At 54.1% G+C, this 24,657-nt stretch carries 22 protein-coding genes; 8 read left to right on the forward strand and 14 right to left on the reverse strand.

Going from position 1 to position 24,657, the window contains the following annotated elements; all coding sequences use genetic code 11:
* Position 1 precedes the first annotated feature (1 nt).
* From CA264_RS08095 to CA264_RS08125, 7 genes are all read right to left on the reverse strand, one after another.
* Positions 2–1,327: a sensor histidine kinase gene (locus tag CA264_RS08095; protein WP_025606177.1), complete on the reverse strand. Its 1,326-nt coding sequence runs from the start codon at positions 1,325–1,327 to the stop codon at positions 2–4.
* 185 nt (positions 1,328–1,512) lie between these two features.
* Positions 1,513–2,637: a DNA polymerase III subunit beta gene (dnaN, locus tag CA264_RS08100; RefSeq protein ID WP_025606178.1), complete on the reverse strand. Its 1,125-nt coding sequence runs from the start codon at positions 2,635–2,637 to the stop codon at positions 1,513–1,515.
* Positions 2,638–2,744: 107 nt separating this feature from the next.
* Positions 2,745–4,430, reverse strand: a complete 1,686-nt coding sequence (gene gldG, locus CA264_RS08105) for a gliding motility-associated ABC transporter substrate-binding protein GldG (protein ID WP_237151197.1) — start codon at positions 4,428–4,430, stop codon at positions 2,745–2,747.
* The gene (gene gldF / locus CA264_RS08110) at positions 4,430–5,158 is read right to left on the reverse strand and encodes a gliding motility-associated ABC transporter permease subunit GldF (protein ID WP_025606182.1); all 729 of its coding nucleotides are present in this window, start codon (positions 5,156–5,158) and stop codon (positions 4,430–4,432) included. Before gldF ends, gldG begins: the two co-directional genes overlap by 1 nt.
* 99 nt (positions 5,159–5,257) lie before the next feature.
* Complete coding sequence (gene gldA / locus CA264_RS08115) at positions 5,258–6,172, reverse strand: gliding motility-associated ABC transporter ATP-binding subunit GldA (RefSeq protein ID WP_025606184.1); 915 nt, start codon at positions 6,170–6,172, stop codon at positions 5,258–5,260.
* Between the two features lie 98 nt (positions 6,173–6,270).
* On the reverse strand, positions 6,271–6,975 hold the full coding sequence (locus CA264_RS08120) for an SDR family oxidoreductase (RefSeq protein ID WP_025606186.1): 705 nt from the start codon (positions 6,973–6,975) through the stop codon (positions 6,271–6,273).
* A gap of 189 nt (positions 6,976–7,164) precedes the next feature.
* Complete coding sequence (locus tag CA264_RS08125) at positions 7,165–7,872, reverse strand: SDR family oxidoreductase (protein ID WP_025606188.1); 708 nt, start codon at positions 7,870–7,872, stop codon at positions 7,165–7,167.
* 112 nt (positions 7,873–7,984) lie between these two features.
* On the opposite strand from CA264_RS08125, the gene CA264_RS08130 reads away from it, so the two are divergent.
* Together CA264_RS08130 and CA264_RS08135 are read left to right on the forward strand one after the other, a co-directional pair.
* Complete coding sequence (locus tag CA264_RS08130) at positions 7,985–8,716, forward strand: MlaE family ABC transporter permease (protein ID WP_211233386.1); 732 nt, start codon at positions 7,985–7,987, stop codon at positions 8,714–8,716.
* Between the two features lie 66 nt (positions 8,717–8,782).
* Positions 8,783–9,577: an ABC transporter ATP-binding protein gene (locus CA264_RS08135; RefSeq protein ID WP_025606192.1), complete on the forward strand. Its 795-nt coding sequence runs from the start codon at positions 8,783–8,785 to the stop codon at positions 9,575–9,577.
* A gap of 84 nt (positions 9,578–9,661) precedes the next feature.
* Here the strand turns inward: CA264_RS08135 and CA264_RS08140 are convergent, their stop codons facing one another.
* From CA264_RS08140 to CA264_RS08155, 4 genes are all read right to left on the reverse strand, one after another.
* The gene (locus CA264_RS08140; RefSeq protein ID WP_025606194.1) at positions 9,662–10,963 is read right to left on the reverse strand and encodes a NupC/NupG family nucleoside CNT transporter; all 1,302 of its coding nucleotides are present in this window, start codon (positions 10,961–10,963) and stop codon (positions 9,662–9,664) included.
* Between the two features lie 114 nt (positions 10,964–11,077).
* On the reverse strand, positions 11,078–11,683 hold the full coding sequence (locus CA264_RS08145) for a bifunctional nuclease family protein (protein WP_025606196.1): 606 nt from the start codon (positions 11,681–11,683) through the stop codon (positions 11,078–11,080).
* Positions 11,684–11,701: 18 nt separating this feature from the next.
* Entirely contained in the window at positions 11,702–12,679 is a 978-nt protein-coding gene (locus tag CA264_RS08150; protein WP_025606198.1) for an electron transfer flavoprotein subunit alpha/FixB family protein, read from the reverse strand.
* 3 nt (positions 12,680–12,682) lie between these two features.
* Positions 12,683–13,423, reverse strand: a complete 741-nt coding sequence (locus tag CA264_RS08155) for an electron transfer flavoprotein subunit beta/FixA family protein (RefSeq protein ID WP_025606200.1) — start codon at positions 13,421–13,423, stop codon at positions 12,683–12,685.
* Between the two features lie 67 nt (positions 13,424–13,490).
* Between CA264_RS08155 and CA264_RS08160 the strand changes: the two genes are divergently transcribed.
* Positions 13,491–13,823, forward strand: a complete 333-nt coding sequence (locus CA264_RS08160) for a hypothetical protein (RefSeq protein WP_025606202.1) — start codon at positions 13,491–13,493, stop codon at positions 13,821–13,823.
* 314 nt (positions 13,824–14,137) lie between these two features.
* On the opposite strand, the gene CA264_RS08165 is transcribed toward CA264_RS08160, so the two are convergent.
* Positions 14,138–14,434 carry an antibiotic biosynthesis monooxygenase family protein gene (locus CA264_RS08165; protein ID WP_025606204.1) on the reverse strand — a complete coding sequence of 99 codons (297 nt, stop codon included), beginning with the start codon at positions 14,432–14,434 and terminating at the stop codon, positions 14,138–14,140.
* Between the two features lie 208 nt (positions 14,435–14,642).
* The gene (locus CA264_RS08170) at positions 14,643–18,086 is read right to left on the reverse strand and encodes a pyruvate carboxylase (RefSeq protein ID WP_025606206.1); all 3,444 of its coding nucleotides are present in this window, start codon (positions 18,084–18,086) and stop codon (positions 14,643–14,645) included.
* Between the two features lie 317 nt (positions 18,087–18,403).
* On the opposite strand from CA264_RS08170, the gene CA264_RS08175 reads away from it, so the two are divergent.
* From CA264_RS08175 to CA264_RS08190, 4 genes are all read left to right on the forward strand, one after another.
* The gene (locus CA264_RS08175; protein ID WP_025606207.1) at positions 18,404–19,123 is read left to right on the forward strand and encodes an SDR family NAD(P)-dependent oxidoreductase; all 720 of its coding nucleotides are present in this window, start codon (positions 18,404–18,406) and stop codon (positions 19,121–19,123) included.
* A gap of 44 nt (positions 19,124–19,167) precedes the next feature.
* On the forward strand, positions 19,168–20,469 hold the full coding sequence (locus CA264_RS08180) for a cryptochrome/photolyase family protein (RefSeq protein WP_025606209.1): 1,302 nt from the start codon (positions 19,168–19,170) through the stop codon (positions 20,467–20,469).
* Positions 20,470–20,653: 184 nt separating this feature from the next.
* Positions 20,654–21,718 (forward strand): PA0069 family radical SAM protein, encoded by a 1,065-nt coding sequence (locus CA264_RS08185; protein WP_025606210.1) that lies wholly within the window; start codon positions 20,654–20,656, stop codon positions 21,716–21,718.
* Between the two features lie 66 nt (positions 21,719–21,784).
* Positions 21,785–22,627: a DUF3298 and DUF4163 domain-containing protein gene (locus CA264_RS08190; protein WP_025606212.1), complete on the forward strand. Its 843-nt coding sequence runs from the start codon at positions 21,785–21,787 to the stop codon at positions 22,625–22,627.
* Between the two features lie 42 nt (positions 22,628–22,669).
* Here the strand turns inward: CA264_RS08190 and CA264_RS08195 are convergent, their stop codons facing one another.
* The gene (locus tag CA264_RS08195; RefSeq protein WP_025606214.1) at positions 22,670–23,557 is read right to left on the reverse strand and encodes a manganese catalase; all 888 of its coding nucleotides are present in this window, start codon (positions 23,555–23,557) and stop codon (positions 22,670–22,672) included.
* 236 nt (positions 23,558–23,793) lie between these two features.
* Between CA264_RS08195 and CA264_RS08200 the strand changes: the two genes are divergently transcribed.
* Positions 23,794–24,585 (forward strand): FRG domain-containing protein, encoded by a 792-nt coding sequence (locus CA264_RS08200; protein WP_025606216.1) that lies wholly within the window; start codon positions 23,794–23,796, stop codon positions 24,583–24,585.
* Positions 24,586–24,657 lie beyond the last annotated feature (72 nt).

Raw genomic sequence — 24,657 nt, forward strand, 5'->3', positions numbered from 1 at the left:
GCTACGAGCAGGCGGGCAGCAGGATTCGGAAGGACGCCCCCTGCTGCTGCTCATTATCGATCTCGATCGTGCCCTGGTGCAGCTCTACCAGCTTCCTGGCGATGCTAAGGCCCAGCCCTACGGAGTGCTCTCCCCGAACGCCCTTGCGGCCAGCCTTTGAGAAGGGGCTAAACAGGTGAGGGCGCATCTCCGGTGGAACCCCCACGCCGTCATCGGAGATACACAGTAGCACCTGGCGCTGCTGTTGCGAGAGCTGGACCTGTATGTGCCCCTGCTCCTGGGTAAACTTCACGGCGTTTGAGATGAGGTTGTCGAGTACCCGGCGAAACCTCTCCTGATTAAGGTTTACCAGCAGCGGTGCGGCACTGCACTGTACCGATAGACTCCTGGACTCCTTTAGCTGGAGCTGCCACTCCTGCTGCACCGTATCCACAAAGGCTCGAAGATCGACGGGCACCAGCTCAAAAGGCTCTTCCTGTTCGAAGCGGGCCATGTCCAGCAAATCGTTTATGATGCCCTTGGAGCTTTGGCAACTCTTCAGGATCATGTCGTAAAACCGCGCCTGCTGCTCGGCAGGCAGGGTGTTCTTCTGGAGCATCTTCGCCATCATCTCTATGTTGCCAAACGGCCCACGCAGGTCGTGCGCCACGATACCCAGTATGTCTGTCTTCGCTTTGTTGAGGGCGTTCAGCTCCTCGTTCTTCGCCTCTATCAGCCGAAGCTGCATAAAGTGGTTCACCCGGAAGCTGTAGTTCAGCCTGCTAATCAGGAAAAAGAAAAGTATGAGGAAAAGAGAGCCGGTCTGGTTCATGATCACGCGCTCCAGGGGCAAATCCAGGAAGGCAACACCCACCACAAACGTAAGCTCCACCAGCGTCGCCAGCACCAGCACCTCCCGAAGTTCCAGCACAAAAAGCGTGGCTACCAGCGACAGCCCCAGCAGGTACATCGTCATGTTGTTTACCGGGCTCCCCTGTACTGCTACCGACATCAGCAAACACGTCACAGCGAATACAAACGCGTAGCCGAGGCACAGCAAACGGTACAGGCGATGGTTCTGCTCTGTCTCTTCCCCTCCCAGCCACCGGTCCAGAAACCACACGGCAGCCCCAGACACGGCATAGCTGTAGTACGCCACGCGGTAAAAGGCTGCCCCGCTATAGTGCGCAGCGTACTGAAAGACAAAATCGCTGGCCAGCACAAGAAGTGCGATAAGCAGCCACACGCGCGACAGCAGGCGCAAGGCTTTCAGGTTTTGGGGAAGATAGTAGCGTGAGAAAGCTTTCGTATAAGCCTCTGGTGCAGAGCGGTAAAAGTACAGTTTCATTGGCAAAAAGAAGAAAACGCGCCAATATAAGCTGTTATTTATAATTCACAATCGAAAAGTATAACTTTATTCTTTGCTATACCTTTTGTTACAGTGCAGATCACCTTTGATCCAAAGCATACTTGGATTAAAACAAAAAAGGCGGATCAAATGACCCGCCTTTCGTTTATTCTCAAGTATAAAGCTTATACGTAGTTGTTCAGCATCACCGGCATAACCAGCATCAGCACGTCTTCGGCCTCCTCGTTCACGATTGGCATAAGCAAGCCTGCACGGTTCGGGGTAGAAAGCTCAAACGTAATTTCATCAGAGTCGATGTTATTGAGCATCTCCATCAGGAACTTGGCGTTGAAGCCGATCTCCATGTCTTCCCCTTCGTACTGGCAAGCCAGGCGCTCGTTCGCTTCGTTTGAGAAATCAAGGTCTTCTGCAGATACCTGCAACTCTGACCCGGACAGTTTCAGGCGAATCTGGTGCGTAGTTTTGTTTGAGTAGATGGAGATACGCTTCACGGAGCTCTGCAGGTCCGCACGGTCGATCACCAGCTTGTTCGGGTTCTGCACCGGAATAACGTTCTCGTAGTCCGGGTAGCGCTCGTCGATCAGGCGGCAGATCATACGAATGTTGTCGAAGCTGAAGAACGCGTTGGACTGGTTGAACTCCATACGCACAGCCGTTGCCTCGCTCGGCAGCGTAGACTTAAGCAATGTAAACGCTTTGCGCGGCACAATGATAGAGGCTTCCTGGTCTGTTCCAACGTCCGTGCGGCGGTAGCGCAGCAGGCGGTGGCCGTCGGTGGCAACAAACGTTACGTCCTCAGAGCGCAGCTGCACAAAAATACCCGTCATGGCCGGGCGCAGTTCGTCGTTGCTAACGGCAAAGATAGTTTTGTTGATGGCTCGGCCCAGTACGTTCGATGGGATCTCGATGGCGTTGCCGCCCTGCACAGAAGGCACACGCGGGAAATCCGTCGCGTTCTCGCCAGACAGCTTGTAGCGGCCGTTGGAGGAGCTGATCTCGATTGTATACGTCTCTTCGTCGATGGTAAAGGTTACCGGCTGGTCCGGCAGGTTCTTCAGGGTCTCCAGCAGGATTTTAGCAGGAGCGGCAATACGGCCGTTCTCCTTTGCCTCCACCGGCAGCTGTGTGATCATGGATGTTTCCAGGTCGCTTGCTGTGATGGTAAGGGTGCTGTTGTTGATCTCGAACAAAAAGTTCTCAAGGATTGGTACAACAGGGTTGTTGGTTACCACTCCGTTTATGCTGGATAACTGCTTCAAAAGAGCAGAGGAAGAGACGATAAATTTCATTATGTATACCTATAATGTTATTTAGGCAAAGTTAAAAATATTTCGTTTTTCTCCTAAGCCTTTTACCACTCCTTTTTCGTGGCAGGCTGTGTTATAGGCAGATAATTTTAAAACCGCTCGTACCTGCGTTTGCGCAGGTAGTAACGCGCTACGCCAAACAGGCCCAACAGCACAATCGGGGCCACCAGGTTTAGCAGTTGCCAATAGGTTTTCTCCTCTTTCAGGCGCACCTTGTCCAGTGGCCGCAGCTCAATTTCCTTGCTGCGCACGTTGATGAGTCCCTCCGAGTCCAGCAGGTAGTGGATGGTGTTCATGGCCAGCTCTTTGTTGGCAAAGGTGATGTTGTTAAACCTGTCAAACCCCAGTTCATAGGCCTGCCCGGTTCGCGCGTTGATGTCGTTGCGCACCAGGTCGCCATCGGCAAAGACGGCAATCTTGGTAGGAACGCCCTTTTCCTGTACCGCTGCCTGCTGCACCCCGGCCGGAGCCTTGCGGTTGCGAAACAGCGAGGTAAACGGCCCCTCCAGCAGGTAGCCCACCGGCTGCTGGCCCGCCTGATACTGCTGCGGGTTCACCTCCAGGCGCGCCTCTTCCAGCGTGAGAGGCACCGGCGCATCCAGCACGCGGGAGTAAGCCGAAGTATAGACCAGCGGCGTCTTGCGGATACCGTCGGCCTTCACCGTATCCATGGTGCTCACAAACTTAGAGTACACCGCATCGAGGTTACGCGTGATCGGGTGGTCGCTGAAGTTGTTGAGCAAGGGGTAAAAGCGCCAGTTGATCATCTCCGTCTGCGGCCTGTCGCCCATGTAGCCGGTCACGATCGGGATAAAGCCGGAGTTCAGGTCCATGATCAGGTTTGGGTTCAGGCGCACCCCGTAGCGGAACAGCAGGTCGTCGAGGTTGAGGTTGTACGGGAGCGCAAAGGTCCCTCCTGCCGCTACGCTGTCCAGGTCGGCATACATCGGGTCCACAAAGAACACCGCCTTGCCGCCCTTCATGATAAACTGGTCTATTTTATACTTGTCGGCCTCTGTAAACGCTTGTGTTGGCTTGGCAACAATGATAAGGTCCAGGCCGTCTAAAGATGGAATCTGCGCCAGGTCGCCACGGGCGACGCGGTAATACTCCTGCAGGGAGCCCAGCAGGTCCGTTACCTGCTGCTGCTCCAGCTCTCCCTGGCCTGTTATGTACCCAATGATCTTATTGCCTTGAAACGCCACCTTCCGGATAGCAGTCGCCAGTTCGTACTCCACCCCTTCAACCGACTGGTTCAGCCGTTCATCGGGCGTAGCCGCCAGGTTGCCTTTCAGCAGGTTTACAGCCGCTTCTTTCCCCTTGTACCGGATAACAGCGCCCGGAAACACCAAGCGCTCCACCTGCTTGCCCTCTTCTGTTGCCCGCAGGTTTGTGGGGATGATGCCTTTCTGAGCCAGCGAAGTATAGAACTCGTTCCGCTGCTTCTCATCGGCTATGTCTGTGGGGTCGATGAAGTTGTAGCGCAGGTTGCCGTCCGCGTAGATACGGAACTCATCCAGCGTCTCGCGCACGGACTGCTGCAGCCGCTTGAATCCTGCCGGGAAATCTCCCTCCAGGTACACATCCACCACGATCTCATTCTCCAGGCCACCCAGCATTTGCTTCGTAACCGGTGCGATGGTGTAGCGCTTGTCCTCGGTCAGGTCCAGGCGGAAGAAGTAATTAGCAGCCACCACGTTTAGCAGCACAATACCTGCCACCCAGGCCAAAAATTTCAGTATATCGCTGCTGCGATTGCTCTTGTGCTGCTCCATTACCATTTTCTGCTTCTCAAAACTAGTTTAGTGGCTAAGATCATGATGGCGATAACGCTTAGGAAATACAGCACGTCGCGCGAGTCCACGAGGCCTTTGCTGATGGCTTCGTAGTGGTAAGAGATGCCCAGCTGGCTGATCAGGTAATCCACCCCGCCAAATACAGGCACGGAGGCAATAGAGTCGAAGCCGGTATAGATGATAAAACACAGGAACACGGCAATCACGAAAGAGATGATCTGGTTATCGGAAACGGCCGACGCAAACACGCCAATGGCGCAGAAAACACCCGCCAGAAAAACCAGCCCGAGGTACGAGCCAACCACGGCTGCAGAGTCCACGTTGCCCTGCGGGCTCCCCAGCTGGTAAACCGAGTAGTAGTAAAGCAGCGTGGGCAGCAGGGCAAACAGGGCCAGCAGCAGCGCTGCAAAGTACTTGCCAAGTATAAGCTGCAGGTCGGTGATGGGTTTGGTTAAGAGCAGCTCTATCGTGCCCTCACGCTTCTCCTCCGCAAAAGTGCGCATGGTAATGGCCGGGATCAGGAACAGGAAAACCCAGGGCGCCATGTTAAATAGCGTCTGCATATCGGCAAAGCCGTACTCCAGCACGCTGCTCTCCGGGAACACCCACATGAACATGCCGATGGCCACCAGAAAAACCGTGATCACGATATAGGCGATCAGGGAGTTCAAAAAGCCGTTAAATTCTTTCTTTAAGATTGCGAGCATCTATTTCTAACTAAAAATTATGAATTAGAAATTAGAAATTGAGAAAACACGTTACCTGCATTCCCCTTTTCACCATTTCTAATTTTTAATTTTGAATTTCTAATTCTTCGTGAGCTGTTGGAAGATCTGTTCGAGGGAGTTTTCTTCCTGGCGCAGGCCCACGAGCGGCCAATTACGCTCCGCCGCAATGCGGAACACGTTCGAGCGCACATCAGCGGCTTTGCTGGAGGTAATGCGATAGGTGTGGTTCTGTGCCAGCTCCACACGCAGTACCCCCGGTATAGCCTGCAGCGCGGCTGCTTCTATAGGGGCCTCAAACTCCACCAGTGTCACCTTCTCGTCGCGGCCAGCGGTCTGCAGGCTTGCCACATCGCTGTTCGCCACCAGTTTGCCCCGGTTAATGATCACCACCCGGTCGCAGATAGCGGCAACTTCCTGCATGATGTGCGTAGAGAAAATCACGGTCTTGTCCTGCCCGATGCGTTTGATAAGCGAGCGGATTTCCACAATCTGATTGGGGTCTAGCCCGGTGGTCGGCTCATCCAGGATCAGCACCTGCGGGTCGTGCACCAGCGCCTGGGCCAGCCCCACCCGCTGGCGGTAGCCCTTGGACAAGGCACCGATCTTCTTCCCCTGCTCCAGCGTGAGGCCGCACAGCTCCACCATCTCCTGAACGCGGGCCCTGGCAAACTTGCCCTTCAACCCATACACCGACGCTACAAACTGCAGGTACTCGTGCACATACATATCCAGGTAAAGCGGGTTGTGCTCCGGCAGATAACCCACGCTGCGGCGCACGGCAATGGGCTCCTGCACCACATCGTGGCCAGCCACCAGCACCGTTCCCGCGGAGGGAGGCAGGTAGCAGGTAGCCACCTTCATGGTCGTGGACTTGCCGGCTCCGTTAGGGCCCAGAAAGCCCAGAATCTGTCCTCGCTCCACCGTAAACGAAATATCGTCTACGGCACGCTGACCACCATATACTTTTGAAAGGTTCTTTACTTCGACAGACATCTATAGTATGATGCATAAAGAAGGGGCTATAAAGCAAGCTCCCCTCTCCATTGGTAATGTGATACCGCAAAGCTACAAAAGCCGCGCCACACTTGTAGCTACTTCCGGCGCCTGCCTTTTGGCATAAGGGGGCGAACTTCAATATCCACGTGGTGGTAGTTCGGGTGAGACTCCAGGGCGTGCAAAACGGTAGAGGCGATATCTTCGGGGCGCATCATGTTTTCATTCACCGTCACACTCTCTATGTTGTCGAAGAAGTTGGTTTGCACAGAGCCCGGGTAAATGCAGGTTACCTTCACCCCGTACTCGCGCACCTCCTTGTAAAGCGAGTGCGAAATACCGCGCACGGCGTGTTTGGTGCCACAGTAACCGGACATCTGCTCAATGCCTGTCGTGCCCGCAATAGAAGAAATGTTGATGATATGCCCTTCCTCCAGCTCTTTCATGCCGGGCAGTACCAGGCGGGTGCAGTAAAAGATACCGTTCACGTTGGTTTCAAACATGGTGTGCCAGTCGTCGAGGCTCATGTCCTCCAGCAAACCGGCTATCCCAAGCCCCGCATTGTTTACCAGGACCTGCACGTGGGTGCCCAGGCGGGAAATGGTTTGGTCAAACGCGCGTTGCACCGACTCGTTATGGCGCACATCGCATTCAAAGAAGTGGAAACGCTCGTGCTGCAGTTCCGGTGCCGTACGCCCCCAGCCCGCTACATGCGCCCCTTTTTCGAGGAGGCCCTTTACAGTGGCCAGGCCTATTCCTTTACTAACGCCGGTTACAACGGCTACTTTTCCTTCCAGATTCATAGTTTCTTAGGTTTATTTTGAATGAGTGGGTGCGTGAACGCCAGCTTGGCAACTGGCTTAACGCTGCCTGCATACCGGCTCCTGGCACAAAGTATAAAAGCTACGGTTGCGCTCGCTACACATCGCGTGGCATCGAACAACTTCACGCAGTTACACAGGCAGCATCCTTTCACCCCGTATTCTTAGGTCTTACAGGTCACCCAGCTGCGGCCGGATCAGCAGTTCCTCCACCACGCTGTTCTCTGATAAAGCGTAGGCGTTCCACACGGCCATGGCTACATCCTCGGCTTTTACAAAGCGCTCCGGAGGCAAGTCCACGCCCTCCCAGCTGGCTGTAAGGGTTGCCCCCGGAAGTATGGCTGTCACGCGCACGTTATGCTCCTTCAGCTCCTCGCGCAGCACCTTCGTCATCCCCAGCATCGCGTATTTGGAGATGCAGTAAGACCCGCCGTTAATATATGGCGTTATACTTGCCGTAGAGCACATGTTAAAGATATGGCCGGAGCGGCGGGCGATCATGCCGTGCACAAAGGCCTTGGTCATATAGTAGGCGCTGTAGAGGTTGGTGTTGATCATGAAAGGCAGCGCCTCGTCATCCTCCTCCGTTATTTTGCCCGGAATAAACAACCCGCTGTTGTTCACCAGCACGTCTACCTGCACGCCCAGGTCCTGCACATACTTACTGAAGCGCTGCAGCGAGCCGCGGTCGCTGAGGTCGGCCTCCTGGTAAAAAACCTTTGAGAAGGTATACTGCTGCTCAATGTCGAGCTTTAACTTTTGCAGATCTTTTTCGTTTCGGGAACAGGTGATAATATGGAAGCCTTCTTTGGCGAACTGTTCTATAACGGCCCGGCCAATTCCCTTTGTACCGCCTGTCACCAAAATATATCGTTGCATAGTAAGTGCAGTTTTATATGTTTTACAATTTTAGACGTAATATAGGTATTTAAGAGTATTTTTGTTTAGAAACGCGTTTATTCGCTTGTTTTAAATACCTGAGCACCGCAATATGTTGCAACATTTCGGAAAGTACCTGATTTTCATGAAGAGTCTTTTCACCCGGACTGAGTCTTCGAAAATAATCTTTAACCGCACCATCGACGAGGCAGTCCTGATCGGCATTAACTCCATCTTTATTGTTTCCATAGTATCTACCTTTATAGGCGCAGTTACCTCTGTACAGACGTCCTACAACCTGGTAAACGCCCTTATTCCACGCTCCACCATCGGTTTTATGGTGCGTGAGATGACCATACTCGAACTGGCGCCCACCATCACCTCCATCGTACTGGCAGGCAAGGTCGGCTCCAGTATAGCCGGCGGCCTGGGAACGATGCAGATAACCGAGCAGGTGGACGCCCTGGAGGTAATGGGCATTAACTCCGCCTCTTACCTGGTGCTGCCAAAAGTGCTGGCCGCCCTTCTTGTGTTCCCGATGCTGGTGATCATCTCCATGTTCCTAAGTATAGCAGGGGGATATTTCGCAGGCATTCTAACCGGCGAGGTAACGGCACAGGAGTACATCACGGGTATTCGGGGCGACTTTATACCCTACAACATTGTTTTTGCGCTGATCAAGGCTGAGGTATTCGCCTTTCTCATTGCTTCAATATCATCCTTCAGAGGCTATTTTACCTCAGGAGGAGCCCTGGAGGTAGGTGCCGCAAGCACCACGGCCGTAACCAACAGTGTCATAGCTGTGCTTATCGCGGACTTTATTTGTGCGCAGCTGTTGCTGTAGCGGCGCCTGCCACAAGTCTGCCCTCAGCGGCACGAACTCCTCCACCTCATTACCGAACAGAACCACATGATTGAAATACACAACATACACAAGAGCTTTGGCGACAAGAAAGTACTAGACGGCATTAGCGGCGTGTTTGAAACCGGCAAGACCAACTTACTGCTCGGGGCCAGCGGCACGGGCAAGAGCGTACTGCTGAAGTGCATTGTAGGCCTGATAAAGCCGGACATCGGCAGCGTAACCTTCGATGGCACGTACTTCACCAACAACAAGCTGGACATCCGGCAGGAGATTCGCCGGAAGATAGGCATGCTCTTCCAGAGCTCTGCTTTGTTCGACTCCATGTCGGTGGAGCAGAATGTGGAGTTCCCGCTCAAAATGCTCTCCGATATGCCCAAAGATGAGCGTATGGACCGCGTTAACTTTTGCCTGCAGCGCGTGGGGCTGGAGAACTCAAACAAAAAGATGCCCTCGGAGCTGAGTGGCGGTATGAAAAAGCGGGTTGGTATTGCGCGTGCCATCGCCCCGAACTGTACCTACCTCTTCTGCGATGAGCCGAACTCAGGGCTGGACCCGCTCACGGCCATTAAAATTGACGAGCTCATTGCCGAGATCACAGCGGAATACGGCATCACTACCATTGTGGTAACGCACGACATGAACTCCGTGATCGAAATCGGGGAAAAGATCATGTTCCTCTACGAGGGCAAAAAAATATGGGAAGGCACCCGCGATGACATTCTGGACACCGACGTACGGGAGCTGAACGACTTCATCTTTGCCAACCGCCTGATGCGCGACGCCAAGAAGATTGAAGAGGAGGAAGAGGAGGCGGAGCAAAACAGCCAGAACAAAGAATAGCTCTCCCTGTAAGCCCCATAACGCAAAAGGCCTCCCGCTTTCAGTAGCGGGAGGCCTTTTGCGTTTATAGCTAAACGAGGAGCTTTAGAGAGCGTAGAGCATGCCGGCTACCGTAGCCGTCATCATACACGCCAGCGAAGCGCCAAGCAGCGCCAGGAAGCCAAGTTTGGACAAGGTACCCTGCTGGTTGGGGGCCATGCTGCCAATACCGCCCACCTGAATCGCAATGGAGCTGAAGTTGGAGAAGCCGCAGAGTGCATACGTAGCCATGATCAGGGCTTTATCGCCCAGCGTACCGGCTGCCTTCATGTTGGCCAGGTCCAGGTAAGCCACAAACTCGTTTACAGCCGTTTTCTGGCCCAACAAGCTACCTACCTGTAGGGTATCCTGCCACGGCACCCCCATAATAAATGCGAAAATCCGGAAGATCTGCCCCAGGATGTACTGGAACGAGAAACCGTCGAACTGGCCATTCGTGCTGGCAACCACAAACTCGTTCATACCTGTAAGGCCGCCGATTTTAATCAGGATGTAGTTTAGCAGTGCAATAACAGCAATAAAGGCAAGCAGCATACCGCCTACGTTGGCAGCAAGCTTCAGGCCGTCTGCGGCACCGCGGCTCAGGGCATCAATCAGGTTCACCCCCAGCTGCTCCTCGTTTACCTCCAGCTCTGTGTGGATTTTCTCGGGCTCCGTTTCCGGCACCAGGATTTTAGCCAACACAATACCAGCCGGCGCGTTCATGATAGAGGCTGTCAGCAGGTGCGCGGCAAATACCGCCTGCTGGTTTATATCGCTACCGCCCAGAAAGGCCACATACGCTGCCAGCACGCCACCTGCCAGTGTCGCCATACCACCCGTCATCAGGCACATCAGCTCAGACTTGGTCATGCGCGAAATAAACGGACGCACGAGCAAAGGCGCCTCCGTTTGCCCCAGAAAGATGTTGCCGGCCGCCGACAAGCTTTCCGCCCCGGATAACCTCATCCCCTTAGACATAACCCAGGCGATACCGAACACGATCTTCTGCAGCACACCCAGGTAGTATAAACCCGCCGAAACAGTGGAAAAGAAAATGATAGTGGGCAACACCGAGAAGGCGAAGATAAACCCAAGCCCGCCGTTATTGGCCGGGTTGGCCAGGCTCCCGAAGAGGAACTCTGCCCCTGCCTGCGAAAAGCTCAGCAGCTTTACGAACAGTTTACTGACAAAGGCAAAAGCATCTGTCACGAAGGGCACCTGCGTGACCAGAACACCAAAAAGAATCTGGAGGAAAATACCAAAGCCGACCAGTTTCCAGTCGATGGCTTTTCTGTTTCTTGAGAACAAGATGGCGATGCCAATGAGCACAATCAGGCCACCGAGCCCTCTGAGGATATCGTACATTATAGGTTGGTTGAAAGACTAAATCCGTCAAAATTAAGCGGAAAATCTTATAAAACAAAAAGGTTCGGCACCACTTGGTGCCGAACCTTTTCAGATTCTATACTTGATGTTAAATCAGTTGCGCTTGTTCAACTCGTCGCGTATTTTGGCGGCCTTCTCATAGTCCTCTTTCTCAAGAGCTTCGTTCAGCATTTTGTTGAGCTCATCCACCGAAGTCTGATGCAGGGGCTCACTCTTGGCCCCGGAGCTAGTAGCGGAAGAGCTGCTTTTTATAGCCATGTCTTCGTTTTCCTCCTCCTCTTCTTCCAGGTCGCTAAGTATAATCCCAGCCTCCGACAGCACGCTCTCTACGGTATAGATAGGCACTCCGAAGCGCAGCCCGATAGCAATGGCGTCGGAGGGGCGTGCGTCTAGCTCAAACTCTTTGTTGCCGTTGGTGCAAACAATCTTGGAGTAGAACACCCCCTCTTTCAGGTCAGAGATCAGTATCTCTGTCACGCGTACGTCCATCTCCTCGGCAAACGACTTAAACAAGTCGTGCGTGAGCGGGCGGTTAGGGTTTATCTTTTCAATCTGGATAGCGATGGACTGCGCCTCAAACATACCGATAATGATGGGCAGCCGCCTGTTTCCTTCTCTCTCTCCCAGCACCAGTGCAAACGAGCCCGTTTGCGATTGGCTGGAGGAGAGCCCGAGTATCTCTAACTGAATTTTCTTCACAGTATCTTCTTCTAAAGTCTATTTGTCTAAAGCCTTGGCAGCTTCGATTAATTTAGGAACAACCTCAAACGCATCGCCCACAATACCGTAATCAGCGGCTTTGAAGAACGGCGCTTCAGGATCCTTATTAATAACGACAATCACTTTAGAAGAGTTAACCCCAGCCAGGTGCTGAATAGCCCCTGAGATACCTACGGCGATGTAAAGGTTAGGGCTCACGGTAATACCGGTCTGGCCAACGTGCTCATGGTGAGGTCTCCAGTCCATGTCAGACACGGGCTTGGAGCAGGCAGTGGCTGCGCCTAATTCTTTTGCAAGATCCTCGATCAGGTGCCAGTTTTCCGGGCCTTTCAAGCCACGGCCGCCTGACACAACGATCTCCGCCTCCGGCAGCAGTACGCCGCCGTTGGTATCCTGCATCACTGTCTCTTTCGGTGTAGCGGCAAAGTCTGCGTCCGTCAGGTCGGCAGAAATGCTCTCTACCGTGGCAGTGCCTTCACCAGAGGTGATATCGATAGAGTTTTTCTTGATGGCTACAATTTTCAGGTCAGAGGTAAGCGCCACATCGGCAAATGCCTTTCCTGAGAACACGCCGCGGGTTACCGTAAATGAGCCGCCATCTGTTTTAGGCAGCGAGGTAACGTTAGTTGCCAGGGAACCGTTCAGGCGCACGGCAAGCTTAGCGCCCACGGCAGCACCGATGTTTGAGTTAGAGAACACCAACACTGTCGCGTTCTCCTGCTCTACGGCCTTGGCAATCACTTTCACATAAGCGTCGGCCACGAACTGGTTCAGGCGGCTGTCAGAATCGTACAGCACCTTGCTAACGCCCTGCGCACCCAAACCGGCCAGTGCAGACTCCTGCACATCGCCGATGGCTACAGCCGTGGTTGTTGTACCGAGCTGCTGTGCGACCTGGCTTCCGTAAGTTGCCGCCTCTAGCGAGGACTTTTTGATCTCTCCGTTAAGACCTTCTACAAATACTAATACAGACATATCTTATAGTACTTTAGCTTCGTTTCTCAATAATGTAATCAATTCGCCGGCGTTCTCAGGGTCGATCATCTTCACCCCGCCTTTTTTCTCCGGCTTGCTGTAGTTTACGTACTCCGCCTTGGCTTCGGCGCTAACCGGCTCTCTTACGGCCAAAGGCTTGGTACGGGCCGTCATGATACCACGCATGTTCGGGATGCGTGGCTCCGACATTGGCTGCTGTGCGCTTGCCACAAACGGCAGCTTCACCTCCACCACTTCTTTGCCACCTTCGATCTCGCGCTCCAGGCGGGCCGTGCTATCGTCCACCATGTCCAGCTTAAAGGCAGGAACAACAGATGGGATGCCCAGCATTTCGCCCACCATGCTATGCACCTGCGAGCCGTTGTAGTCAATAGACTCTTTGCCCATCAGGATCATATCATAGTTGTTCTCTTTTGCCACGGCAGTAATCTGCTGCGCCACGAAGAACGCGTCAGTCGGGTTGGCGTTTACGCGGATGGCATCGTCTGCACCAATAGCCAGTGCCTTGCGGATGTTCGGCTCTGCGTCGGCCTCCCCTACGTTTAATACGGTTACGGTGCCACCTTTTGCCTCTTTCAGCTCAATGGCTCTTGTCAGCGCATACTCATCCCAAGGGTTAATTACAAACTGCACGCCGTTCTTGTCAAACGCCTTGCTGTCAGCCGTAAAGTTGATCTTGGAAGTGGTATCCGGTACGTTACTGATGCAAACTAATATTTTCATGGTTAGAAATGTTAGCTTTTTAAATTTAGATTTGTTGCGAAGTTAATTAAAATATAGCCAATTCGAAATGAACCAAAGCAGATTAGAACAGCTCTTTAAGTTCCTGGAAGAAGACCCGAACGATTCTTTTACACTATACGCCATTGCCACGGAATACCGTAAAGAAAACCCGCAAAAAGCGCTGGAGTTTTACGAAAGACTGTTGGCCGAGCACGAGAGTTATGTAGGCACGTACTACCACGCTGCCAAACTATACGAGGAGCTTGGCCAAAGCGATGTGGCAGAGCGCACCTACAAGAAAGGAATGCAGGTTAGCCGCCAGGAAGGCAACATGCACGCTTTCTCGGAGCTACAGCAGGCATACAACAAAATGATGGGCCTCGACTACGAGGATGACTAACCGGCTGCCAGTCCATCCCGAACTGCTTTCATCAAAAATAGTATGCATGCAGCATATTTGCAAATCTATATTTAAAACTGATGTCAGCTAAAAAAGTTGTTATTATTTTGGATGGGCAAGTACCGTGCGGCGGAAAGCGGTGCGGCGCATGGCAGATAAGTACAAAATAAAGCGGGGCTGCGCCTAAGGGCACAAACCCGCTTCTGCCTGCCAGCGCCTTCAGCAGGGCCGCGTAGTTTTTCTGGTAGCGTTAAAAGCCAAAGCGCGCAGCATTATAATGCTGCGCGCTTTGGCTTTTAAGGTCTTATACTTGCTTAGTCCGTTATATGGTCGAAGAGGCGGACCTTGGCGCTGTGCGGCACAAGCTTCACCCCTTTCGGCACCCCCTGGTGCGACTCGCGCATGTGGTTTTTGTACCAGGTATTGTAGCTTTCCTCGTCCGTCCAAAAGGTCATCATCCAAATTTCATTCGCATTGTCTTTAGGGCTCAGCACATCCAGCCGCACAAACCCGGGCGCGTCATTTACCAATTGTGGGCGGTTTACAAACGCCTCCTTCACCTCTGCCGCCATGTCGTTGGCAATCTCAAATGTACTTAAAGCTATAAACATGAAACTATCGAATTGTTGTAACCAGCATGGCGCACAGGGCAAGCCCTCCCCCATCCTGTTCAGATAAAACCATCTTAAAACGAAACAACAAGTCTAAAGTTTAATTTTAAAAAACCATAGCCCCAGGCCAAAACAATTGCTCGTCCGGCTCAAAAAAAGAGGCCACCGCCTCTACAAGCGGTGGCCTCGGCAAACAGTGTCGCCTGTTTTAGCTTAGCACCAGCACCAGGTCATCGGTATTTACCAACTCCCCTTCGGGCAGGTGTATGCTTACCACCTCGGCGTCTTCGGAGGCCGTGATGGTGGTTTCCATTTTCATGGCTTCGATCACGAAGAGCGGGGTGTTCTTCTTCACCTTCTGCTCCTTCTCTACCAGCACCTTGGAGAGCATGCCCTGCAGGGGCGCCCCGATCTGCTTCGGGTTGGTTTTATCGACTTTCTGATGCTCTACCCGCTCCACCTTCACTGAGCGGTCGCGCACATCGATGTTGCGGCTTTGCCCATTCAGCTTAAAGAACACGGTGCGCATACCGTCCTCGTTCACGTGCCCCACCGACTGGTACTTGACCACAATAGACTTACCGCGCGCAATGTCGATGATGGCCTCCTCGCCCGGCTGCAGCCCGTAGAAGAAGAGGCGCGTCGGAATTTTAGAGACATCGCCGTACAGCTCCAGGTGCTTGTTGTAATCGTCGTATACCTTCGGGTAGAGCTCATAAGAGAGGAAGTCGGTAAACTTTTTGTCTTTGCCATACTTCTGCTGGAACGCTTCGAACTCCTTATCGAAGTCCACAGGCGCCAGGTGTTCGTTCGGCCGGTCAGTAAAGGGCTTGTCCTCTTTCAGGATGATGTCCTGCAGCTTTTTCGGGAAGCCGCCCTCCGGCTGCCCCAGCTCCCCGCGGAAGAACGACTGCACCGATTCCGGGAAGGAAATCTGGTTGCCCCGCTCCAGCACGTCCACCGTCGTAAGGTCGTTAGACACCAGGTACAGCGCCATATCCCCCACCACTTTGGAGCTTGGCGTTACCTTCACCACATCCCCGAACAGCTGGTTCACCTCGGCATACGTCGCCTTAATCTGCTCCCATTTGGCACCTAGCCCCAGGGCATTGGCCTGCGGGCGCAGGTTGGAGTACTGCCCTCCCGGAATCTCATGCTGGTACACCCCGGCCGTGCCCGCCTTCAGACCAGACTCAAACGGGTAGTAGTACTCCCGTACCGTCTCCCAGTAAGCAGAGTGGTTGTTCAGGCTGGCCTGGTCAAACTCCCGGTGCCGCTCCTGGAAGCGCATCATCTCCACAACAGAGTTAAAGTTTGGCTGCGAGGTAAGGCCCGAGAGCGACCCCAGCGCCACGTCCACCACGTCAACACCTGCCTCTATAGCCTTCAGGTAAGTGGCAGACTGCACCGACGACGTGTCGTGGGTGTGGAGGTGGATTGGAATTTTAACCGTATCGCGCAGAGCGGTAATCAGCTCGGTTGCCGCATAAGGCTTCAACAGGCCGGCCATGTCTTTCACGGCCAGTATATGCGCACCCGCGTCCTCCAGTTGCTTTGCCAGCTGCAGGTAGTACGCCAGGTTATACTTTGTTTTTTTCGGGTTGAGGATGTCGCCGGTGTAGCAGATGGTTCCCTCGGCCAGGCCTTTGGTACGCTTGCGCACGAAGTTGATGCACGGCTCCATGCTCTTCATCCAGTTCAGCGAGTCGAAGATGCGGAAAATGTCCACGCCCGTCTCCCAGGCCTTCTCCACGAAAGCCTCGATCAGGTTGTCCGGGTAAGCTTTGTAGCCAACGCCGTTGGAGCCACGGAGCAGCATTTGCAGCAGTATGTTAGGCACTGATTTGCGTATCTCGGCTAGCCTATCCCACGGGTCTTCGTGCAGGAAGCGCAGGCACACATCAAAGGTAGCCCCGCCCCATACCTCCATACTAAAGGTCTGCGGATGGTCTTTGGCATAGGCCTCGGCAATCTTGAGCATATCAAAAGAGCGCATGCGCGTGGCCAGCAGCGACTGGTGCGCATCCCGGAAGGTGGTGTCGGTGTAGTGGATCTGCGGGTCGTTGCGCAGCCACTTGGAGAACTCCTCCGGCCCCAGCTCTGTCAGCAAATCTTTAGTGCCTTTTTCGTACGGCTTCGACAGGTTAAAACTATGGAAGTCAGGTTTTCGCAGCACCCTGTCTTGCTCCACCTTTTTCACATCCGGGTTGCCGTTCACAATCACATCCGCCAAAAAGGTGAGCAGTTTGGTGGCACGGTCCTTCCGCTGCTTAAACACAAAGAGCTCCGAGTGACTTTTCACAAAGTCCACCGTGGCATCGCCTGAAATAAACTTCGGATGGTTGATGATGTTCTGCAGGAACTGAATGTTCTGCTTTACGCCCCGGATACGGAACTCATCGAGCGTGCGCGCCATTTTGGTGGCGGCCAGCGCCAGGGTTGGCGCATGCGTGGAGACCTTCACCAGCAGCGAATCGAAGAACGGGCTTATCTTGGCACCGGTATACACACTGCCCTGGTCTACGCGAATGCCGAAGCCTCCGGCGCTGCGATACGCGATCACGGTGCCGTAGTCCGGCTTAAAGTCATTCTCCGGATCCTCGGTCGTGATACGGCACTGGATCGCCACGCCGTTTGCCCGCACAACGTGCTGCGGCCCCAGCAGCACCTCTTCATCATCCAGCCGGTAACCGGCAGCCACGTAAATCTGGGTCTTGATCAGGTCAATGCCGGTGATCATTTCCGTTACCGTGTGCTCTACCTGGATGCGCGGGTTCACCTCGATAAAGTAGATATTGTTGGAATGCGGCTCCACCAGAAACTCGACCGTGCCCACGTTGTTGTAGTTCACAGCCTTACAGATGCTTACCGCGTAGTCGTAGAGCTTGTGGCGCGTTTCCTCCTCCAGGCTGATGGCCGGGGCCACCTCCACCACCTTCTGGAAACGGCGCTGCACCGAACAGTCGCGCTCAAACAGGTGTGTGATGTTGCCATAGGTATCGGCCACGATCTGCACCTCGATATGCTTTGGGTTCTCGACGTACTTCTCCAGGAACAGCGTGTCGTCTCCAAAGGCCTTCAGGGCCTCGTTCTTTGCCTCAAAAAAGCCTTTCTCCAGCTGGTCATCGTCGCGGATAACGCGCATCCCCCTACCGCCACCGCCGGCGGCAGCCTTTAGCATAAGCGGGTACCCGATGCGGTGCGCCTCTTCCAGCGCTGTCTCAAAGCTATCGAGATCCTTGTTGTTGCTTTGGATGATTGGCACCTCGCAACTGATCGCTACTTTCTTGGCCGCTATCTTGTCTCCCAGCGAAGCCATCACCTCCGGCCTAGGGCCTATGAAGATGATGCCGTTATCGGCACACCTCTGCGAGAAGTGCTGGTTCTCCGACAGGAAGCCGTAGCCCGGGTGGATAGCGTCGACACCGTTCTCTTTCGCTATTTTAATGATACCCTCGATATCCAGGTAGGGCTGAAGCGGCTGGTTGTCCTTTCCGATCTGGTAGGCCTCATCCGCCTTGTAGCGGTGCAGCGAATACCGGTCCTCGTAAGTATAAATGGCTACCGTTTCGATGTTGAGTTCGGTACAGGCGCGTAAGACCCGAATCGCAATCTCGCCACGGTTGGCGACAAGTACTTTTTTGATTTTCATAGAAGGTGAGATGTTGTAAAAGGTTATTCATTTATGCATGTGGGCTGCAGGCCTAAAAAGGTATGCATGCAGACAATAAATCCTAATATACTTAATTCCTGTGGCACAAACTAATATTAGCAAGATTAAATATTGAGCCTCGGCTGCTGATAATACATGTTTTTTCACCAGAAGGTTATATACCGCACCTGCTGCACGCAAGGGCTGATTTTAAGGCTCCCCGGGTTCCGTTACTACCCGCGCCAAGCACCGGAAACAAAAGAAAGGCCTGCAGGTTAAGGTTAGGCGAGGCAACTGGAACAAACCTCTCCCATCACATGCCATTCAAAGACAAGAACATACTTATCGTAGGCGGCACTTCCGGCATCGGGCTGCAAACCGCCAGGCAGCTTCAGGAGAAAGGAGCCAACGTGCTGACCGCCTCCCGGAAGCAGTCGGCGGAAGCGGAAGCGCTTAACCTGCAGCACCTGCCACTGGATGCGCTGCAGGTTGATGCTGCGTTTATGGAGGAGATGCCTGACGTGCTGCACGGCCTGGTGTACTGCCCCGGCAGCATTAAGCTAAAGCCCTTTGAGCGCCTGCAAGTGGAGGACTTCCGCCACGACCTGGAGCTGAACGTGCTGGGGGCAGTGCAGGTGCTGCAGGCGGTGCTGCCGCTGCTAAAAAAGGCCGGGGGCGCCAGCGTTGTGCTGTTCAGTACGGTAGCAGCGCAGCTGGGCATGCCCTACCATACTTCCGTGGCCACCGCCAAAGCAGCGGTGCAGGGGCTTACCGTTTCCCTGGCCGCCGAATACGCCGCGGCCTCGGTCCGCTTTAACGCCATCGCCCCGTCGCTCACAGACACGGCGCTTGCCCAGCCCCTGCTCAGCACGCCGGAAAAAGCCGCCGCCGCAGCCCGGCGGCACCCGCTGGGCCGTGTGGGGCAGCCACAGGACATGGCCGCTGCCGCACTCTTCCTGCTCAGCGATGACTCCGGCTGGATGACGGGCCAGGTCCTGCACGTGGACGGCGGCATGAGCACAGTCAAGCTGCTTTAAAGGCTCAACAAGTATAAACTATCCCTAACCTCTACCCTAAACAGATGCTCCTTTTCTGGTTCCGGCGCGATCTGCGTCTGCACGACAACGCCGGCCTCTTCCATGCCCTCACGTCGGGCAAACTCGTGTTGCCTCTCTTCATATTAGACAGCGCCATCCTGGACAAGCTGGAGAATGGGAAAGACGCCCGGGTTACTTTTATATACAACACCCTTCTGGAGCTACACCGCAAACTGGAGGCACAGGGGAGCACGCTACTCGTGCGGCATGGAAAGCCGCTGGAAGTGTTTAAAGAGCTAATGCAGAAGTATAACGTGGAGGCCATCTATACCAACCGCGACTATGAGCCCTACGCCCGCCACCGGGACCAGGAAATCGCCAGGCTGGCGCAACAGCAGGGGGTAGCCTTCCAATCGTTTAAAGACCAGGTGATAATGGAGCCGGGGGAGATCATGACGCTGGGCGGTACACCTTATAAAGTATACACGCCGTTCAAAAATGCCTGGAAAAAAGCTTTTACGCCCACCTTGGCAGCCTCCTACCCGACCCACACGCATTTCGGCCACTTTTATCAGCATCCTAAAACTCCCATACCCGCACTGCAGGATGTGGGCTTTGCACTTTCTGACCTACTGGTGCCCAGGGCAGACTTCTCTGCCAACACCTTGCAAGCGTATGAGCAAACCAGAAACCTGCCTGCCAAAAACGCCACATCCCACCTGGGCCCGCACCTGCGCTTTGGCACCGTCAGTGTACGGGAGGCGGTGCGGGCGGCCCTGGAGCACAGCGATGTGTGGCTCCAGGAACTGATCTGGCGGGAGTTCTTTCTGCAACTGCTTTTTCATTTTCCCGAATCGGCGGCAGTGAGCTTTGCCCCTAAGTTCCGGCACATCGTATGGCGCAACAACGAAGAGGAGTTTGAAAAATGGTGCGAGGGCAAAACAGGCTTCCCTCTGGTAGATGCCGGCATGCGGGAGCTGAACGCGACTGGTTTTATGCACAACCGCGTGCGGATGGTGGTCGCCAGCTTCCTGGTAAAAGACCTGCTTATTGACTGGCGGTGGGGCGAAGCCTTTTTTGCCGAAAAGCTGCTGGACTACGACATGGCGAGCAACGTAGGCAATTGGCAGTGGGCCGCCGGCACCGGAGCCGATGCCCAGCCATACTTCCGCATCTTTAACCCGACGAGCCAGGCCGCAAAGTTTGACCCCGAACAAGCCTATATCAAACGGTGGGTTCCTGAATTCGGAACTGCTGCCTATCCTCAGCCCATGGTAGATCACAGCATGGCGCGCGACAGGGCTGTGGCCGCCTACAAAAAAGCTATCGCTCTCACGGAAGCATAGCGCACAGGCAACGCCATTGTTTTTGTAGATACAGCTTTAGGTACTGCTCCGACCACATCAAAACGGCTGCCTTGCCACGGCCTGCTGTTTACTCCTGACAAACCTCTTTTTATTTCGCCCCAGCTATACATAGAAACTAAATAACTTAGCAAAACCAATTATATTAGCACAAAGTATAGCTAGTATGAGCAAGGCAGAAGATTATTTGAAAGGCCGGGGAGCCCAGTACAACCCGCAGAACCCTTACCTGAAGCAGGAGTATGTTACAGCGCATGTGGAGGGGCTGGACGAGCCAATGCGCAGCAACTCGAAAACTGAATTTCTGCAGGAGCACCCGAAGAAGGTTGTCAATAAGGTGGATAGCCCCGATGTGGGACTGGGCTATTCGCTAAACCCTTACCAGGGCTGTGAGCACGGCTGCGTTTACTGCTACGCCCGCAACACGCACCAGTACTGGGGCTACGGAGCCGGCCTGGACTTTGAGCGCAAGATCATCGTGAAAGAGAATGCGGCCGAAGCCCTGGCCAGGCAACTGGAAAGCCCCAGCTGGCAGGTGATGCCGATCATGCTGGCCGGCAACACCGACTGCTACCAGCCTATTGAGTCTAAAAAGAAGCTGACGCGGCAGGTACTGGAGGTGCTGCTGCAGTACCGCCACCCGGTTAGCATCATCACCAAAAACAGCCTTATCCTGCGTGACCTGGACCTGCTGCAGGAGCTAAACAAGTATGATCTGGTGCATACCAACATAAGCATCACTACGCTGAACGAAGGACTCAGGCAAAAGCTGGAGCCCCGCACTGCCTCCGCCGCTAAACGCCTGCAAGTGGTACGCCAGCTGAGCGAAGCCGGTATTCCGGTAAATGTGATGACGGCGCCCATTATACCGGGCCTGAACGATTCCGAAATTCCCGCCCTTATCAAGGCAGCCGCAGATGCAGGCGCCTCCAACGCAGCCTATACCATCGTAAGGCTGAACGGCAGCATCGGACCTATCTTTGAGGACTGGATCAGGCAGGCCTTCCCCGAAAAAGCAGAAAAGGTGCTAAGCCAGATTGCCGACTGCCACGGGGGCAGCCTCAACGACAGCCGTTTTGGCGTGCGCATGGGGGGCGAGGGGAAATTTGCCGAGCTTATCTCGAAACTGTTCCGGGTGAGCAGGCAGAAATACATGGCTGACCGCAGCATGAAGCCTTACAATTACAGCCACTTTTGCCAGCGAAAAGGAAAACAGCTGGGCTTATTTTAGCCCCACCTTTACCCATGAAGTTGGGGTAATTGGCTAACTTGCCGGCAACACTCAAACAAATACGCTATGCCCTCAAAACTGCTGCGCACCCTTGCGCTCTGCTCCTTAATTTTTTCTTCCTGCCAAAGCAATACCGAAAAGCAAGAGGCAGAAGCCCCTGTTCAGGAGCAACAGCCCCTCACCTTCCGTTCTGAAACCGTTACCCGGCAATCCGGCCTTTGCGGCCAGAATGCGGACGGCTGCGCTACGGCGGAGGTCAAGGCGATAACAGCAGAAGGCGGCGCACAGTCCCTCCGCGACAGCCTGAACACCTTTATGGCACAACAGCTGCTCCAGATGCAAATGGGCCAGGACCCGGACCAGGAGGTACAGCAGTCGGGCAACCCGGCCGTTACGCTGGCCGAAACCTTTATCCGGGACCAGGAGGAGTACCTGGCCGACCTGGAGGGCGAGGTGCCCGCCACGGCCGCCTGGACGTTGAACGTAGCCGTAAATCCCATCTATCAGTCTGATAGGTTTGTAACGCTTCGCCAGGAGTACAGTAGCTACACCGGCGGCGCGCACGGCAACAGCTACTTTTCGCTGCAAACGTTTGACAGGCAGGGCAACAGGGTTCATCTAACCGAAATGGTGACGGATACGACACAGCTCCTGCAGTTGGCCGAGCGGGAGGTGCGGCGCAAGTATGATTTCCCGGAGGGCCAGTCGCTTACTGAGGCGGGACTGTTTGTAGAGGATGAAAAACTGCCCCTGCCGCAAGAGGCAGGCCTTACAGATAAAGGACTCTTGTTGCTTTACAACAGCTATGAGATCGGCCCCTATTCCATGGGCATGACGGAAGTGACGCTCCCCTACGCACAGATTGGCAACCTGCTCAAGCCAATCTATAAACCGGAGCAAGCGAAATAATAAAGGCCGACTTCTAAAGTCGGCCTTTATCAATTTATACTGTTAGCTCAGTTTGTTTTTCACTTTGTCTACCATGCCTCCGGCACCGCCCATCATCTGCTCTTTCTGAGCGTGGCCGCGCGGGTCTGGCGGGGAGAGTTTAGGCTCCTGACCATGCGGCGTGGCAGTAACGACCTTAAACTCGCCTTTTCCATCCATTGATTTGCCACTTCCCCAGCGTGCGTTCTTCATTTCTTCCGCTGCACCGTCCATGTCGTTCACTTTGGTAGAGACGAACGCGTAATTAAACTCCTGGTTCTCCTCCGCCTGCGGGAAAGAGTTCGGGATTGGATGCACCCCGTTCAGGCCACCCAGCTCCTCCAGCACCGCCAGCCACTGGTTCTGGTGCATTGTGTCGCGGGCAATCAGGAAAGCCAGCATGTCTTTCATGCCCGGGTCATCGGTAGCCTCCCAAAGGCGCGTTGCCAGCAGGCGCCCCGTAGACTCCGCCATCACATTGGCGTACATATCAGCCGCCAGGTTACCGCTACCCACGACCCAGGAGCCGTTAAACGGCACACCGTTACTGTCTACGGCCATGGCCGCTAACCCTGACGAAAGCACGTGCCGCGGGTTCATGCCTCCCATCACAGCGCCTATCACCTTATCCTGGGCCATCTCATCTTTCAGCGACATCGGAGCCCCCTCCAGGTTAAGGGCAACTGCCGTGGCAAGCATTTCAATATGGGCAATTTCTTCCGTTCCCGTTTCCATCAGCATGTCGCGGTACTTCTGCGGGCCTCTGGAGCCCCACGCCTGGAACAGGTACTGCAGGCATACCCGTATCTCCCCTTCTATACCGCCAATTGCCTGCTGTAACATTTTAGCAAAAGCGGGGTTTGGTTTGTCCACCTTTACCGTGTACTGAAGTTTGTTATCATGATAAAACATAGTGTTATGGATTAATGTAAAACATGCTTTCGTTTACGCCCTGCCCCTTACGCTGTTGTACAACAGGCGCATCATATTTACCTATCATTTCATAGGTATAGTCTATAACTATTTATAAATATTATTGAATATCACAATAAAATAACAGCCATTTTACCTGCCGAATGCCTAACTTAGCCCCTGCTGAAACCTACCGCTGCCGAATACGATATGCAGCTAGAGACACACCCTTGCCTATGGAACCCGGAAAAGACATTGTAGTGAACAGTTGGGCGGAGCTCCAGAGCGCCCTCTTCGACCACAGCTGGGATGAGAAGATAGAGCGCTTCAGGTCGTCGTATGTGTACCGGGGCACCTGGAGCAAATCCTTTGACCTGAGCACCAGCATCATGCGCATTGGCAGCAAGTACAGCGAGTTGGAGCCGCACCTCCTGCGCAACTTCCGGAAGTACGCCCACAGCAACTCGGCCCCCGGCGACTCCATTTGGAACTGGCTGGCTGTGGCGCAACACCATGGCCTGCCCACCCGCCTGCTCGACTGGACCTACTCGCCCTATGTAGCGCTACACTTTGCCACCGCCGACCTGGACCAGTACGACAAGGACGGCTGTGTGTGGTGCGTTAATTATGTTAAATCAAGAAGCTACCTGCCGGCCCCGCTAAAGAACACCCTGCAAGAGGAGGGCTCCAACGTGTTTACCCCAGAAATGCTTGGCCCGGTAGCCCCGTCCTTTAAGGCGCTCAAGAGTTTTCAGGAAGAGGACTATGTCGTGTTTCTGGAGCCGCCCTCGCTGGATGCACGGATCGTACACCAGTATGCCCTCTTCTCCATGATGTCTGACGTGAAGGCGGAGCTGAGTAAATGGCTGGACCAGCATCCGGATCTATACTTCCGGGTGATCATCCCGAAAGAAATGAAATGGGAGGTGCGCGACAAGCTGGACCAGGCAAACATTACAGAGCGCGTCCTGTTTCCGGGGCTACAGGGCCTGAGCGAGTGGCTGAAGCGGCACTACACCCATACCTGATTTTTTCACTAAATTTTGACTGCACGGGCAGGCGCGCTCCGGAAAATTTGCCTAACTTCAGCAACTCTAATG

The sequence above is a fragment of the Pontibacter actiniarum genome, assembly GCF_003585765.1.
Classification (GTDB): domain Bacteria; phylum Bacteroidota; class Bacteroidia; order Cytophagales; family Hymenobacteraceae; genus Pontibacter; species Pontibacter actiniarum.